The sequence below is a fragment of the Aequorivita capsosiphonis DSM 23843 genome, assembly GCF_000429125.1.
Taxonomy (GTDB): domain Bacteria; phylum Bacteroidota; class Bacteroidia; order Flavobacteriales; family Flavobacteriaceae; genus Aequorivita; species Aequorivita capsosiphonis.
This window is the reverse complement of the sequence record NZ_AUBG01000010.1, coordinates 1-16,118: the sequence shown is the minus strand read 5'-3', so window position 1 is coordinate 16,118 and position 16,118 is coordinate 1. Positions and strand designations below refer to the sequence as shown.

The window sequence follows — 16,118 nt, the reverse complement described above, 5'->3', positions numbered from 1 at the left end:
TGCTAAATTATGTTAGAATGATTCAATCGAGCTCGAATGCTCATACGGATCCAAAAATCGGTAATTTCGATATTCTCATTAATTTTTTCCCCAAAGATTACATTTATCGAAAATCTCACAATAAATTTTGTAACAAATGAGATTTATTTAAGTCTTATTGAAAAGATTGGGCATCATAAAGCCTTGTGTCTTAACAAAAATTTCACATTTTAGAGGTTATTTCCTCTTTTTACAGCATTAATATTTCAGGATGATAGAGATTAAAAACCTTCACAAATCATATCACATGGGCAAAAATTCGCTTCATGTTTTAAAAGGCATTAATTTTTCGGTTTCAGAAGGCGAAATGGTTTCAATTATGGGGTCTTCGGGCTCCGGAAAATCTACATTATTAAACATTCTTGGTATTTTGGATGAAGCTGATGAAGGCTCCTATACGCTTGATGGAACACTCATTAAAAACTTAAACGAAAAAGTTGCTGCCCGGTACCGAAACAAATTTCTCGGATTTATTTTTCAGTCCTTTAACCTTATCAATTATAAAACGGCTTTAGATAATGTTTCTATGCCACTTTATTATCAAGGGGTGAAACGAAACATCCGTACCGAAAAAGCAATGCATTATTTAGAAAAAGTAGGTCTTGCGGATTGGGCTGGCCATCTTCCCAGTGAACTTTCAGGAGGGCAGAAACAACGTGTGGCTATTGCGCGAGCACTTGCCAGCGACCCAAAAGTACTACTCGCTGATGAGCCTACAGGGGCTTTGGACACCAAAACTTCGTATGAAGTTATGGAGCTCATTCAAGGTATCAATGACGAAGGAAAAACCATTTTAATCGTTACCCACGAAGAGGATATTGCGCATATGACTAAACGGATCGTCAACCTGAAAGATGGGTTGATTATTGACGATTCTCCAGTAAACCAAGTCCGAGCCAAAACAGAATCTTATGTTTAATCTGGAACGTTGGCAGGAAATATTTGAAGCTATTGGCAAAAACAAATTGCGGACCTTTCTAACGGGTCTTTCCGTAGCGTCTGGAATTTTTATTTTGGTTATTCTTCTTGCTATGGGCCAAGGTATGTCTAACGGAGTTGCCAAAGAATTTGAGAATGACGCTACAAACCGTATTAGTGTGTGGACAAACGTTACTTCGGAAGAATTTAAGGGAATGAATCCGGGTAGAGTAATACAAATGGATAATAGGGATTATGAATTAGCCGTCAATAAAAATGCAGAACAACTAGAACTTAAATCTGGAGTTTTTAGTAGATGGGGACAATTGACAACTTATAAAAAAGAAAACGGAAGCTATAGAGTAGAAGGAGTTCGGAGCGATTATCAATTTCTAGAAAATGAAAGCTTGGTGAGCGGAAGATATATAAATGAAAGCGATCTGAATAATTATGAAAAGGTAGCTGTTATTGGGAATCAGGTATATCTAGATCTTTTTAAGGATAAAAACGCTATTGGCGAATACGTCGATATTCAAGGAATTAAGTTTAAAGTTGTAGGTGTTTATACAGATCCAGGCGGTGAGCGAGAAGAAACCCGTATTTTTATCCCCTTAACCACTGCACAACGTGTATATAATGCAGGCGATAAACTGAGGTCTATGGCTTTTACCCTTGAAAAGCACGATAAATATGAAGACGCTTTGGCTGCTTCTGAAGCTTTTTCCGCACAGTTGGAATCAGATTTAAAAACAAAACATACTATTTCGCCTACCGATAAAAGAGCGGTAAATGTGAACAACACTTTAGAAAACGCAAAAAAGTTTTACGATTTAAACAACATGATTCGCTGGTTTTTCTGGGGGGTAGGTATTTGTACTATTATCGCCGGAGTTGTGGGTGTAAGTAACATTATGCTCATTATTGTGAAAGAACGCACAAAAGAAATTGGAATTCGTAAAGCTATTGGCGCAGAGCCCTGGTCTATTATAGGAATGATTCTTCATGAGTCCATTTTTGTTACTGCGATCGCTGGTTTCCTGGGACTTCTTTTTAGTATGATCTTGTTGGAAATCGCTGGACCTTATATTGAAACAGCCTATATCAGTAACCCAACCGTAGATTTTTCAGTAGCAATTACAACTGTTATAATACTTGTGGTGGCTGGAGCTGTCGCTGGATTTTTCCCCGCTTACCGAGCGGCTAATATAAAACCAATAGAAGCTTTGCGCGATGAGTAAAATATTTAGCAGAGATAGTTGGGATGAAATCATTCAAGCCCTAAGCAGCAATTGGTTTAGAACCGTGATGACGGCTTTTGGAGTGCTTTGGGGTATCTTCATACTCGTTATTTTACTGGCTGCCGGAAATGGTTTGGAAAATGGTATAAAACAAGGCTTTAACGGAATGGCAACCAACTCTATGTTTATGTGGTCCCAAACCGCCTCACAACCCTATAAAGGTTTGCCGAAAGGACGCAGATACAATTTTAAGACAGATGATGTTACGGCCATAAAACAAAATGTTCCAGGACTTCGCTTTGTTTCTCCAAGAAATCAATTGGGAGGTTTCCGCGGAAGTAATAATGTGGTTAGAGGATTGCAAACAGGTGCCTTTGATGTTTATGGCGATTACCCCGAAATTATTCAACAACAACCCATGGATATCACTTCGGGAAGGTTTGTGAATTATTCTGATATTAAGGAAAAACGCAAAGTGGCTATTATTGGCAGTGGGGTTCGAAGCGCCTTGTATGAGCCAAATGAAGAAGTAATAGGTACTTATATTAAGATAAACGGCGTCAATTTTATGGTGATTGGTACGTACAAAAAGAAAGGCAACAACGGCGACCCTGAAGAAATGCAGAAAGAAATTTATGTTCCTTTTACTGCATTTTCCCAAGCCTTTAATATGGGAGATGTTGTAGGCTGGATGGCAATTACCGCCGCAGATGGGTATTCCATAACCAATCTTAAATCACAGGTCTTCGATGTTATTAAAACCCGACATACCATTAACCCGAATGATGATAGGGCGGTTGGCAATTTTGACCTTTATCAGGAATTCACCAAGATTCAAGGCTTGTTTACGGCACTAAATTTTGTTGCTTATTTCGTCGGGATATTAGTCTTACTTTCTGGTATCATTGGAATTAGTAATATTATGCTGATTGTAGTAAAGGAACGCACCAAAGAAATTGGAATTCGTCGTGCTTTGGGAGCAACGCCTTGGAGTATCAGGGCTCAAATTTTACTGGAGTCTATTTTCTTGACCATCGTTTCAGGAATGGCAGGAATAGCCTTGGCAACGGCAGTACTTTGGCTAGTCAATTATCAGTTAAGCACCATGGATACCAGTGAAATGATGTTTATAAACCCATCCGTAAATATTGGAGTTGTCTTTATTGCATTAACTATTTTAATTGTCTCGGGACTTTTAGCAGGATTGATTCCTGCACAAAATGCTATAAAGATTAAACCGGTTGAAGCATTGAGAACTGAATAAAGAACCGAGAATGGAATTAGCGAGCGATCCAAAAGTTGAAGAAGTTTTTAAAAGCTATCCCAAGGCGGTGAAACAACAAATGCTTTATCTAAGGGTATTGGTTTTAAAAACAGCATCGGAAATTGACGGGCTTGAAAAACTAGAAGAAACCATAAAATGGGGTGAACCAAGTTATGTAACAAAATACGGAAGTACGCTACGTATAGATTGGAAGGAAAAAACTCCCGAACAATACGCGATGTATTTTAAATGTACTTCTAAATTGGTGCCAACGTTTAAAACGATTTTTAAGAATAAATTCAATTTTGAGAAAAATAGGGCGATACTTTTCAAATTAAATGAAGAAATTCCCGAAACTGAACTAAAACAATGTATCGCAATGGCATTAACGTATCATAAAATAAAACAGCTAGCATTATTAGGCGCTTAAAGTCACAATTTTAAAAAGTAAGAAATCATCAATTCAGAAGTAAATTCAACAATCAACAAAAATGAAAAAAACTAAAACCATAATCATCCTTGCCACAATTGCAATATTATTTGTTGCTTCTATGTATTGGCTTTATTCCAAAAATATGGAAGACCCTATTGTTTACGAAACTGAAAAACCAGTAATGGGCTCTATTGTAAAGAAAACCGTGGCAACCGGAAGTATTGTTCCCAAGGAAGAAGTACTTATAAAACCGAACATCTCTGGAATTATAGATGAAATTTTCGTTGAGGCCGGTAATACTGTAAAAGCTGGAGATTTGATTGCAAAAGTAAAAGTGGTTCCTAATGTTTCCTCGTTGAATAGTGCAAAAAGCAATATTAATAACGTTAAAACACAAGTGGAAACCGCGCGTCTTGCTTTTGAAAACCAAAAAAGCATGTACAACCGGCAGAAAGAGTTGTTTGAGAAAGGCGTTATTTCGGCCAACGAATTTGACAATGCACAACTCTCTTACAATCAAGCCCAACAAAGATTAAAGCAAGAACAAGTGGGCTTAACGGCAGCAAATCAAAATTATGACATTGTAAGAACTGGAACTACTAGCGGTATGGGCGCTTCAGCAAATACTGAAATTCGCGCTACTGTCTCTGGAATGGTGCTGGATGTTCCCGTAAAAACAGGAAATCAGGTTATTGAGGCAAACAATTTTAATGATGGAACTACTATCGCTACCTTAGCAGATGTTGATAGAATGATTTTTGAGGGAAAAGTGGACGAAAGTGAAGTAGGAAAAATTAAGGAAGGTATGCCCTTGGAAATCACCGTTGGAGCCCTTCCAGACGAAAGTTTTAATGCTGATTTAGATTATATTGCCCCAAAAGGTGTAGATGAAAATGGCGCTATCCAATTTGAAATAAAGGGAACTATGAAGCATTTGGATACTACCAAAACCTTTATTCGTGCTGGTTTAAGCGCTAATGCTTCCATTATACTTGCCAAAGCTGATGATGTAATAACCTTAAAAGAAGCCTTGGTTCAATATGATACGAAAACGCAAAAGCCTTTTGTGGAAGTTATGGTTGGCGATCAAGATTTTGAGCGAAGAGACATTGAACTGGGGATTAGCGACGGTATTGATGTAGAAGTAAAAAGTGGTATTTCCAAAGATGACAATATTAAAGTTTGGAATCAATTAAAACCAACGATGGGAAAAGGTTAAATCCATTTCGCTTTTAGAGTTTCCGACTAAAAAATATGTAGATATAATTAATAATCACAATTTTTGTAACGCAATTGCAATACAAAAGACATATCAATAACTGAAAAACTTATGAAGAAGATAGCAATCCCTTTCTTTTTTTTGATACTAAGCATTTCTTTGACCGCGCAAAATAAAGAGTGGACCCTTCAGGAATGTGTAAATCACGCTTTGGAAAATAATATTTCTGTAAAACAGAGCGAACTTGACCTAGAGAGTACGGACGCAGATAGACTGGAAGCAATTGGTAATTTTCTTCCGAGCCTAAATGCGAATGCAAGTGCTTCAAAAAATACTGGTTTAAGTCTAAACCCAACCAATAATCAACTTGAGAACACAACCTTCGGGTCGGCATCCGGGGCGATAAATGTTGGCTACACCCTTTTTGATGGTCTTAAAAACGTACGTCAATTGCAGCGCTCCAAGCTTTCACAACTGGCGGCGCAATACCGGTTAGATAAAATGAAGGACGATATTGCCTTGGCGGTAGCAAACTCATTTTTACAGGTTCTATTGAATAAGGCAAATTTGGAAGTAGCAACATCACAAAATGTTGTTACGCTAGAACAGTTGGATAGAACTAATAATCTGGTTGATGCGGGTGTACTTCCCCGTGGTGATCTTTTGGAGATAAAGGCTACAGACGCCAATGAAAAACAAAAAATTGCAGTTGCGGAAAATACGGTGAAAATATCATTGATCAGTTTAGCCCAGCTTCTGTTGATAAAAGACTACAAAACTTTTGACATTGCAAACGAAGACTACAAGATAATTGACGGTGGTATTGCCGATAAAGATGTGTACGAAATAATCCAAAGTGCTAAGGAAACCCGTGCCGAAGTGAAAATTGCAGAAAAAAATGTAGAACTTGCCCAAAAGGATGTTCAAATTTCCCGTGGAAATTATTACCCTACAATTTCAGCGTTCTTTGGCTATAATACACGTTATGCCGATAATGATCCACTAGATCGTCCATTTGTAGATCAATTGTATTTGAATGATGGAATTGGTTATGGACTGCAATTAAATATTCCTATCTTTAATGGTTTTTCAGTGCGAAGTAGCGTAATGCGAAGTAAGGTGAATTTAAAAAACACGCAGTATCAACTGGAGCAAGCGCAACTTGATCTTGAGTCTAATGTATATCAAGCTTATGTAGATGCCAACGGCGCCTTAAAAGCTTACGAGGCTGCTTCCGTAGCATTGGAGTCACAAGAGTTGGCTTATCAATATGCAAAAGATCGTTATGATGTAGGTTTAACAAATGCTTTCGATTTTAGTCAATCCAAATTGCGTTTTGACAATTCGAAGATTGAAGTGAACAGAAGTAAATTTGAATATATTTTTAAGCTTAAAGTTTTAGAGTTATATTTTGGCGTTCCTGCGAGCGAATTAAAATTTTAATAATGAAGAAAAAAACACTTATCTGGGTTTCTGTTGGAATTGTTTTGCTTCTAGTTTTACTTATCGGTGGAAAAAAAGCTGGATGGTTTGGAAAATCTGGCGATTATAAGGAAGTAGAAATAACCCAGATTCAACTAATAGATATTACCCAAACCGTTGCTGCTACTGGAAAAATTCAACCGGAAGTAGAAGTTTCACTTTCTTCGGAAGTATCTGGTGAAATTATTGAGCTTCCAGTTAAAGAAGGGCAAACCGTTGAAAAAGGAGATCTTTTGGTGAAAATAAACCCCGATTTAATTCAGGCGGCCGTAAGTCAATCACAAGCTGGACTTCAAAATGTTCGCGCCCAATTATCGCAGGCACAGGCCAGTGAAAAAAATGCCCAACTCAATTACGAACGAAACAAATCTTTATTCGAAAAAGGAGTAATCTCAAAATCTGAGTGGGATCAATCTGTTGCCGATTATGATATGGCGCAAGCCACTTCAAAAGCTGCCTATTATAGTGTTCAAAGCGCCTCAGCGAGTGTAAAACAATCTGTAGACAATCTTTCCAGAACTACAATTTATGCACCTATGAGCGGAACAATTTCAAAACTTTCCGTGGAATTGGGAGAAAGAGTGGTGGGAACTGCGCAAATGGCGGGAACCGAAATCGTTCGAGTGGCAAACCTGCAAAACATGGAAGTAGAAGTTGATGTCAACGAAAATGATATCGTCAAGGTTTCCTTGGGAGATTCAACAAAGGTTGAGGTTGATGCCTATTTAAAACGTGAGTTTAAAGGTGTGGTAACGGCAATCGCTAACAGTGCAGAAAGCGCCTTGACTGCAGATCAAGTTACCAACTTTAAGGTTAAAGTGAGCATCCTTCCGCAGTCCTATAAGGATTTAACAGAGGGCAAGCCAGAAAGTTACTCTCCATTCCGTCCTGGAATGACGGCAACTGTAGATATAGTTACTAATGTTAAGAAGCACGTTATTGGTGTTCCCATCAGTTCGATTGTGGTAAAAACAGATACCACAGATTCAAAAAAGCCTGTAAATGGAGCAATCTCCAATGCAAATGCAGAAAAGTTTGAAGCAGTTTATATAAAAGATGGAGAAGAGGCCAAATTGCGAGTTGTAACTACCGGAATTCAGGATGATTCAAATATTGAAATAACTTCTGGATTGGAAGAAGGTGAAACTGTAATTACAGGACCCTACAATACGGTTACCAAGCTCTTAAAACAAGGCGATAAAGTTGAGGTTGCGGAATCAAAAAAGGCTAAAAAAGATTAATAATGGCCAATATTCTTTGTCTCGAAACATCTACAACCAATTGTTCAGTTGCTATTTCAGTGAATGGAATCATAACAGCAATTCGTGAAGAAAATAATCAAAAGTTTTCACACGCAGAAAAGCTGCACGTTTTTATAACCGAAGTTTTAGAGGAATCAGGAGTCGATAAAAAAACCTTAGATGCAATTGCTATAAGTAAAGGTCCGGGCTCTTATACAGGACTCCGTATTGGTGTTTCAGCCGCAAAGGGCTTGTGTTTCGCATTAGATATACCATTAATATCGTTACCCACCTTAGCGATTTTAGTGCAGCAGGCAACATGCCAAGATGGCTATATAATCCCGTTACTGGATGCACGAAGAATGGAGGTTTATTCCGCTGTTTTTAATTCGAAAAAAGAAAAAATTCGCGAAACGAAGGCTGAAATTTTAAATGAGGATTCGTTTCAGAAATGTTTAGAAGCACGTAAAACTATTTTTCTAGGAGATGGCGCAGCTAAATTCGAAAAATTATGCCAGCATAAAAATGCAATTTTTCTTCATGAAAAAAATCCCTCTTCTGCAGATATGGGGCATTTGGTGGAAGCCAAATTCAAAATAAGCAACATAGAAGATGTCGCTTACTTTGAACCTTATTATTTAAAGGAATTTATGATAGGATAAACAAAATCATTATTCAAGATAGCTGCTATATGAAATTACAAAAAAAGCGACAAGGAGGATGTCGCTTTTTTTAAGTTTTAATAATAAAAGGATGAGTGATGTTTTGACGTATTTATAGAAGGGAATCAAAATGTTTTACCGCCTTTATTAAGTCAGCTTCATTATCAAGATCAAGATCGTTTTCTTTAATGAATGTTTTCATTTCGGACTTTTTCTGGTCCATCATTTTAAGAATTTTCGATTTTCGATTTGGCATTTCCAAGAATGTTCCATCCTCAACCAAATAATATACTACATTTTTTGTAAAACCTGGAGGAGTGTCTTTACCGTAAGAAGTCTCTGCAGTTTTCGGCTCATTAAAGATAGATGTAACCTTTTTATATAGGTCATACGTCTTACCATCATTAAGTACGTTAAAATACCCACCTTTTGCATTACTGCCATTGTATGGAACAAATACGTAAAGATCCTTGCCCATTTTCACAAAAATGTTAGGAGCCTTAGTAAGGGCGCCATAATTATTGTCCGAAGCATTTTTCTTGATTTCAATTTCGTCTGCATAAGCATTGTAGCGCATAGGCACTTCTTTTTTCAATAATTGGTCTTCTTGATATATATTACCATTAACGAAATCTGGATTGGCATAAGCTTCATCCTTTATAGCATCAAATTGCGCCTCCGTTAAACCAAATGCCAAAGATTTTTGGTTAATATCAATAGTTCTTGAATAAACATCGAATTCACTATTGTAAGATTGGGCGATCGCTGTTAATGAAACGAATACAAAAAGTCCAAAAAGAATTATATTTTTCATTATATATTTTTTAATTGTTTTTAAATGTTCTTAAAATTAGCGAATTTCTTTTAAAATCACAACTATTTCTGCACAGCTTCTAAATTGAAATGATGTACATCGCGTTGTGGATAAGGAATACTTATTCCGGCAGCTTCCAATCTTATTTTTCCTTCTTCTATAACCAACCAGTGTAAGTTCCAGAAATCTTCATTTGTGGCCCAATACCGCAGGGTAAGATTCACTGAACTGTCTGCAAGTTCCGCCACGGCAACCATTGGCATTTTGTCTTCCGTTTTAATAACTTGTTCCTGCTCCATCACTAAATCCATCAGCACTTCCTTGGCCTTCTTTATATCATCATCATAACCTATGCCAAAAGTTAATTTTTCGCGTCTTATTCCTTCAGATGAGTAATTAATAATGTTGTCATTACTCAATTTTCCGTTTGGGAGAATGGCAAGTTGATTGCCAAAAGTGGTCAATCGTGTATTGAAAATCGATATTTCTTTAACCGTTCCATCTATTCCTTGGGCGCTGATAAAATCTCCTACTTTAAAAGGTTTTAAAAATAATATTAAAACACCTCCTGCGAAGTTCGAAAGTGATCCTTGTAGCGCCAAACCAATTGCAAGTCCCGCGGCACCTATAATCGCGATCAAAGAAGCAGATTCAACCCCGAGTTGGGTCACCACTAAAACGAAAAGAACAATTTTTAATCCCCAGCTTATTAGGCTCGCGATAAAGTTTTCCAGGGTTATGTCATATTCCTTTTTGTCAAAAAATCTTCGCACTAATTTGTTAAGCAGTTTTATTAGCCACATACCTATTACCAGCATTAAGACTGCTCCGATTAAGCTTGGTAAAAAATCGATTAATTTCTGTGCATATCTTTCAACGTATACATCCCAATCCTTAAGTTTTTCCATAAATATTATTCGTTTTTGTTTAAAGTGTTAATTGTAATTTTTGTGTCGCTAATGGGTAGTTGGCAGGCATTATTCACGCAAATATAAATAAGTGTTTCTTCTGGCACATATCTATTTTTAAACAATGCGCCCTCATTTTGATCTTTGCTCCCTGCGATAATTATATTGGGAAGATAATTTTTGTTTATCTCCTTTATTTTTTCTGAAGCGTGATTTCCCACCACTACTATTTCATAAAAATCGTTCTGAAAGTTTAGCAACAAATCCAACCAGTTAGAAAAGCCGCTTGGGTATTGATCTATTTCAGAAATTACATTTTTCAGCATTTGGTGTGAAATGGCTTCGAAATCGTTTTCCTCAAAATATTTTGAAAGCACAAATAGATTTTTTGCCATCACTGAATTTGAAGCGGGAATTACATTGTCCCGATATTCAACATTTCGACTAACAATCGCTGGGTCTTCTTTTGAAGTGAAATAAAACATGTTTTTTTCTTCATCAAAGAATTTTTCCCTGGCATATTCGGTCATTTCTTTGGAAAAATGAAGCCATTTTTCATCTAAGGTAACTTGGTATACATCTATAAATGCTTGAATGGTAAATGCGTAATCTTCTAAAAATCCGTTGATATTACTTTTTCCTTCTTTGTAATTATGAAATAATGCACCATTTTTTTGTAATTGTTTTTGTGAAATAAACAAGGCGCTTTTTAAAGCGGCGTTAAGATATACTTGCTTGCCAAATGTTTTATATGCGTCAACATAAGCCTTTAGCATCATTGCATTCCAAGAAGTGAGCGTTTTGTCGTCCAATCTTGGTTTTGGTCTTTTGTTGCGATATTGTAATAGGATGCTTTTCCAGTTTTTCTTTTTCTGTTGAAATGCTTCGGAAGTGATATCGAACTCCTTTTCAATTTCTGAATCGGTTTTCTTTCTGATAAGCACATAGTGATTGTTTTCCCACTTTCCGTAGCTGTTGATATTGTAGTATTCTTTAAAGATGGAAAAATCATCTTTCAATAGTTTTTGCAATTCTTCCGAAGTAAAAATAAAAAAAGCACCTTCTTCCAGTTTACCATGCTCGTTTTCGCTATCGGCATCTAATGAAGAATAAAACCCACCTTCAGTATTGGTTAACTCCCGTGCAACAAAATCTAGCGTTTCTTCCACCACTTCTTTATACAGTGGATTTTTGGTAACCGAATAAGCATGGCTGTAAAGACTAACTAGTTGAGCGTTATCGTAAAGCATTTTTTCGAAATGGGGAATATGCCATTTTTCATCGGTACTGTAACGTGCGAAGCCACCGCCCACTTGATCATATAAACCGCCGTATGCCATTTTATCAAGGGTGAGCGTTATGAAGCTGAGTAAATCTTTTTTATTTTCTTTTACAGCATAGCGCAATAGAAACTCATAGTTGTTTGGCATCATAAACTTTGGAGCTCCCCTATAACCTCCGTTTTTGTTGTCAAATTTGGCTGATAGCTTGGCTATAATTTCTGAAGTGGGATACTTGGCGAAATCTACGTCCTCTGTATTTAGATTTATTAAATCCATGCTCTTTATACCTTCTTCCAGTCGGTTTGCGTAGGCTATAAGTTTTTCTGGCTCTTCTTTATAAACTTCTTGAATCTGCTCCAGCGCATTTATCCAATCTTTTTTTCTGAAATAGGTTCCGCCCCAAACTGGGCGTCCGTCTGGAAGCGTGACTACATTGAGCGGCCAACCGGCGCTCCCCGTCATAAGTTGTACGGCATTAATATAGGTTTGATCTACATCTGGACGTTCCTCACGATCCACCTTGACAGAAATAAAATTTTTGTTCATCACAGCAGCGACTGTGGAGTCTTCAAAACTTTCGTGCTCCATAACATGACACCAATGACAAGCTGCATACCCAATGCTTATAATCATCAGTTTCCTTTCTTTTTTTGCTTTTTCCAATGCGTTTGCGCCATAGGGTTTCCAGTCCACTGGATTGTGTGCATGCTGAAGTAAATAGGGACTAGATTCGTGGATTAAATCGTTGGTGGAAGGATGTGTTTTCAAGTTTTCGTTTTTTGAAGAATTACAACCGAAAATAGATATTATTAAAAGAAATACAATTGTATGCCGCATAGGTTGCTTTAAAATAACAAAAATACGCTTCGGAGGAATAAAAAGCGTATTTTTAAAAATTCAATAAAGAATCTATTTTACTTCGAATGTGATTTTTACGTTTACTCTAAAATGAGTGATACTGTCATTATCAATCATACAGCTTTGTTCGTTTATATAAACGGAACGAATATTTTTAACGCTTTTTCCAGCTTCCTTTACTGCATTGCGAGTTGCATCTTCCCAACTATCTTTAGAGTTTGCTAGAATTTCAATTACTTTTAATACTGCCATAATTTTAGTTTTTTGTTAGTAAATTAATTTAGGCTTAATATACAATTATTAGAAAGCAATAGTTTAAAAATTAAGTTAAAAGCAATAAGTAAATTTAATAAACTCCCGAGCCTACTTAGAAATACGCTTTAAAGCGAGCTCAAAAAACCAGTATGCTGCGTAACATCAAGACATTTTGAAGTGAGCATAGAAATCGAGCAGTTTTTCGGCTCGAGTGTATCCACTTTAGTACTAGTGGGATTTACCCATTAATTGCTTCCACATACTTTATTTGACCTTTCAGCATTTCCTTCAGCATGGCTTCAATTCCATTCTTAAGCGTCATAGTTGACGATGGGCAGCCACTACAGGCTCCTTGAAGAATAACTTTTACCGTTTTGGTGTTGTTGTCAAAAGATTTAAAAAGAATATTTCCACCGTCCTGCGCAACTGCGGGTTTAACGTATTCATCTAGAATAGATATTATCTGTTTTTCGAGATCTGTGCGAGTATCTTCATTTTGTTCCAATGAATGGATTTCTGAAATAGTCTTATTGCCAACATTGGTGGCATTTATTAAACCTTCGTTGATCACAGGTTTTCCATTTAAAATAAAGGTTCGGATAAATTCCCGAATTTCCATAGAGATATCGCTCCAATCAACCGATTTTATTTTAGTGATGGAAACATAATTAGAATTTATAAAGACTTCCTCTACAAATGGAAAATTGAATAGTTCTTTGGCTAAAGGAGAATCTGTAGCTTCTTCCCCGTTTTTATATTCAAAAATACTGGTGGCCAGGGTCTTGTCCGCAACAAATTTCATCACATTGGGATTTGGGGTTACTTCGGCATATATGGAGATTGGAACTTTTTTAGGAGTGCTGGCTTCCATTATTACCGATTTCCCTTCGTTCAAATATTCCAGGATTGATTCGGCAACTTCGTTTTGTACATCTTCCCATGCAACAATATCATACTTTTCAATGGCGATAAAGTTTTGGGAGATATAAACTGTCTTTACAAAAGGTAAATAAAAAAGCTGTTGCGCTAAAGGGCTAGGCTTTGCTTCGTCAATATTTTTAAATTCGTAGCTGGTTGATTCAGTTAAGAAAGAATTAGCAATAAACTTTATTATATTTTTATTGGAGGTCTCGGAAATTTCTATGAGATATTTGGACATATTATTTTTTTGTAAAAATACTAAAAGAAAGTGCTGGAACACCGAAATTGCGTGTTATATAATACATCTTCAAAAAGTCAGAATGTTGTTTCTGTGATCTTTAAGAAATGGCTAAGGAGCTATCTGTTTCTCATTTTTGATTATAATTCGTAGGTTAAGCCATTCTTTTAAGAGAAATGGGACAAGAGTATTCATAAAATTTCCTTAATTTTCGCCCTACATATTTTAAAAATCATGAATAAATATTATTCCCAGAAATTATTTTGTTTATTTTTTCTTGTTTTTACGGTAACATTATCTTTTGCTCAAGGTTCTACTTGTGCAGATATTGAGCCATTTTGTGCGGGAGATCAAGCCTTGATTTTCCCCAATTGTAATAATCAAGATCCTAATTGTAGCGCCACTGCAGAACCTGGTCCAGACTATGGATGTTTGTATAACCAACCATATCCCGCATGGTTTTATTTACAGATTGATGAAGGAGGACGATTGGATTTTCGAATTAGTCAAAATACTTCCTTTGACGCCAACGGGAACCCTTCGGGTATTGGCCTAGATGTTGATTTTATTGCTTGGGGACCTTTTGCGCAAGGAGACGATCTCTGTGATTTCTCACAATTGCGGCCACCTAATGAAATAGCCTGTAGTTATTCTGCGCAACCTGTAGAGAGCTTTACAATTACAAATGCTCAAGCTGGAGAGATATATGTGCTATTAATTACAAATTATAACGAATCTCCAGGCTTTATAAAATTGGAACAGACCAATGCAGGCCCAGGTTCAGGAAGTACAGATTGTAGTATTTTAACAACTCAAACGGGCTGTGAAGGAAGTGAATTTATCTTAGATGCTACTGAAGTGGGAGCAACCAATTATCTATGGGAATATGATAATGGTTTCGGTTTTGTTACGATTTTTGACGGAAATTTTCCTACCATAGCTGTTACAGATCCTGGTGATTATCGTGTGACCATTTCTTTTGGCCCCGGCTCGCCTATTGTTAAGGATTATATAGTTGTTGTAATTCCGCAGCCTATTATTGCCGATCCGCCTTTGGACATGAATAAATGTGATGATGGGACTGGTGCGGGAATTTTCGACCTAACTGAAAATGACGATTTGGTTCGAGGTACTCAAGATCCTGATTTTCCAATTTCTTACCATCGTAATCAGTTGGATGCCGAAACTGGTGCAAATGCCATTGATCCTGCCGATGCATATCCAATTGTTGGAACAATGGAAACAATTTGGGTGAGAATCCAAGATCCTTCGGGTAGTTGTAGTGCTGTAGATTCCTTTGAAATTTCATTTATAACTATTACAGCAACCCAACCTGCAACACCTTATTATATATGTGATCAAGATGCCAATGGAGTAGAGCCGATTAATCTAGAGGCAGTTTTTGATACCACCATACTTAATGGGCAAGACCCATTATTTTACACGGTTACTTATCATGCCAACCCTGGAGACGCTAACACGGGAGATAGTCCATTGCCACAGCCATATACTGTTGCCGCTGCTTCTACAATTATTTATGTACGTGTAGAGAATAACCAAAATACAGATTGCTTTGAAACCACCGAGTTTGAGATTATTCTAGACGCTCCCCCCACCATCAACGATACCCCGGAGCCCTTGGTCACCTGCGACTCTGACAGCAACGGTTTCACGGATTTTTTCCTCCACAGTGCCGATGGGGACATCACGATGGGCGATCCCACGTTGACTGTCACTTATCATTACACGGAACTGGATGCCCAGACCAACGAGGGTATCCTGCCAGAGCCCTTTGAAAATATTATCCCTTATAACGATGTAGTCTACGCAAGGGTTTCGAGCGCGAACACGGGCTGCTATGCCATCGCGGTGCTGGAGCTGCAGGTGCGCGACAGCCCGGTACTTACCGAGCCCACGCCGTACCGTCTCTGCGATGACGACGCCGATGGCTTTGCCATCTTTGACCTGACCACCAAGGCGGACGAGATCCTTGGCGGGCTGGATCCGTTGGAGAACGATCTTTATTATTATAGGCTGGAGCAGGACGCCATCGATGCGGGGAATGCCGCGCTGGAGAACCCTGATTTTTCAGGTGCCATACAGAACATAACGGCCTACCAGAACCAGGTCCAGAACACCCAGACCCTTTATGTGCTCGGGGTTGGTACCGATACCAACACCAGCCCGAACAACGGCGCCCAGGGCTGTTATGATATTGTGGAGCTGGAGCTGATCGTGGACCCCATTCCCTTGGTGGTAGAGCCCGCGGACTATCACCTGTGCGACGATACCCTGAACGGCAGTACGGTCGATGACCAGATAAGCACCTTTGATCTTACCACGCG

General features: G+C 37.8%; 13 protein-coding genes and 1 pseudogene. 9 read left to right on the top strand and 5 right to left on the bottom strand.

Annotation, left to right across the window (positions count from 1 at the left end; genetic code table 11):
* The first annotated feature begins 250 nt into the window (after positions 1-250).
* The 8 genes from G440_RS0107835 to tsaB all read left to right on the top strand — a co-directional run bounded on the left by G440_RS0107835 (position 251) and on the right by tsaB (position 8,496).
* The gene (locus G440_RS0107835) at positions 251-958 is read left to right on the top strand and encodes an ABC transporter ATP-binding protein (protein WP_026450800.1); all 708 of its coding nucleotides are present in this window, start codon (positions 251-253) and stop codon (positions 956-958) included.
* Positions 951-2,195 carry an ABC transporter permease gene (locus tag G440_RS0107830; protein WP_026450799.1) on the top strand — a complete coding sequence of 415 codons (1,245 nt, stop codon included), beginning with the start codon at positions 951-953 and terminating at the stop codon, positions 2,193-2,195. The genes G440_RS0107835 and G440_RS0107830 overlap by 8 nt, the downstream gene beginning before the upstream one ends.
* Before the next feature lies 1 nt (position 2,196).
* Positions 2,197-3,459, top strand: coding sequence for an ABC transporter permease (locus G440_RS0107825; RefSeq protein WP_026450798.1), 1,263 nt, complete (start codon positions 2,197-2,199; stop codon positions 3,457-3,459).
* Between the two features lie 10 nt (positions 3,460-3,469).
* The gene (locus G440_RS0107820) at positions 3,470-3,889 is read left to right on the top strand and encodes a DUF1801 domain-containing protein (RefSeq protein ID WP_026450797.1); all 420 of its coding nucleotides are present in this window, start codon (positions 3,470-3,472) and stop codon (positions 3,887-3,889) included.
* Positions 3,890-3,950: 61 nt separating this feature from the next.
* Positions 3,951-5,111 carry an efflux RND transporter periplasmic adaptor subunit gene (locus tag G440_RS0107815; RefSeq protein ID WP_026450796.1) on the top strand — a complete coding sequence of 387 codons (1,161 nt, stop codon included), beginning with the start codon at positions 3,951-3,953 and terminating at the stop codon, positions 5,109-5,111.
* Positions 5,112-5,222: 111 nt separating this feature from the next.
* Positions 5,223-6,554, top strand: a complete 1,332-nt coding sequence (locus G440_RS0107810) for a TolC family protein (RefSeq protein WP_026450795.1) — start codon at positions 5,223-5,225, stop codon at positions 6,552-6,554.
* Between the two features lie 2 nt (positions 6,555-6,556).
* Positions 6,557-7,834 carry an efflux RND transporter periplasmic adaptor subunit gene (locus G440_RS0107805; RefSeq protein WP_026450794.1) on the top strand — a complete coding sequence of 426 codons (1,278 nt, stop codon included), beginning with the start codon at positions 6,557-6,559 and terminating at the stop codon, positions 7,832-7,834.
* Between the two features lie 2 nt (positions 7,835-7,836).
* Positions 7,837-8,496: a tRNA (adenosine(37)-N6)-threonylcarbamoyltransferase complex dimerization subunit type 1 TsaB gene (gene tsaB, locus G440_RS0107800; RefSeq protein WP_026450793.1), complete on the top strand. Its 660-nt coding sequence runs from the start codon at positions 7,837-7,839 to the stop codon at positions 8,494-8,496.
* Between the two features lie 112 nt (positions 8,497-8,608).
* On the opposite strand, the gene G440_RS0107795 is transcribed toward tsaB, so the two are convergent.
* The 5 genes from G440_RS0107795 to G440_RS0107775 form a co-directional block, all read right to left on the bottom strand.
* Positions 8,609-9,310, bottom strand: coding sequence for a hypothetical protein (locus G440_RS0107795; protein WP_026450792.1), 702 nt, complete (start codon positions 9,308-9,310; stop codon positions 8,609-8,611).
* A gap of 62 nt (positions 9,311-9,372) precedes the next feature.
* Positions 9,373-10,218, bottom strand: a complete 846-nt coding sequence (locus tag G440_RS0107790; RefSeq protein ID WP_034259226.1) for a mechanosensitive ion channel family protein — start codon at positions 10,216-10,218, stop codon at positions 9,373-9,375.
* Positions 10,219-10,223: 5 nt separating this feature from the next.
* Positions 10,224-12,338, bottom strand: coding sequence for a thioredoxin domain-containing protein (locus G440_RS0107785; RefSeq protein ID WP_051285225.1), 2,115 nt, complete (start codon positions 12,336-12,338; stop codon positions 10,224-10,226).
* A 72-nt stretch (positions 12,339-12,410) separates the two neighbouring features.
* Positions 12,411-12,611 (bottom strand): dodecin family protein, encoded by a 201-nt coding sequence (locus G440_RS0107780; protein WP_026450789.1) that lies wholly within the window; start codon positions 12,609-12,611, stop codon positions 12,411-12,413.
* Positions 12,612-12,852: 241 nt separating this feature from the next.
* Positions 12,853-13,773 (bottom strand): NifU family protein, encoded by a 921-nt coding sequence (locus G440_RS0107775; protein ID WP_026450788.1) that lies wholly within the window; start codon positions 13,771-13,773, stop codon positions 12,853-12,855.
* A 234-nt stretch (positions 13,774-14,007) separates the two neighbouring features.
* Here G440_RS0107775 and G440_RS20630 point away from each other — a divergent pair.
* Positions 14,008-16,118: pseudogene (locus tag G440_RS20630) on the top strand (hypothetical protein); the annotation flags it as partial.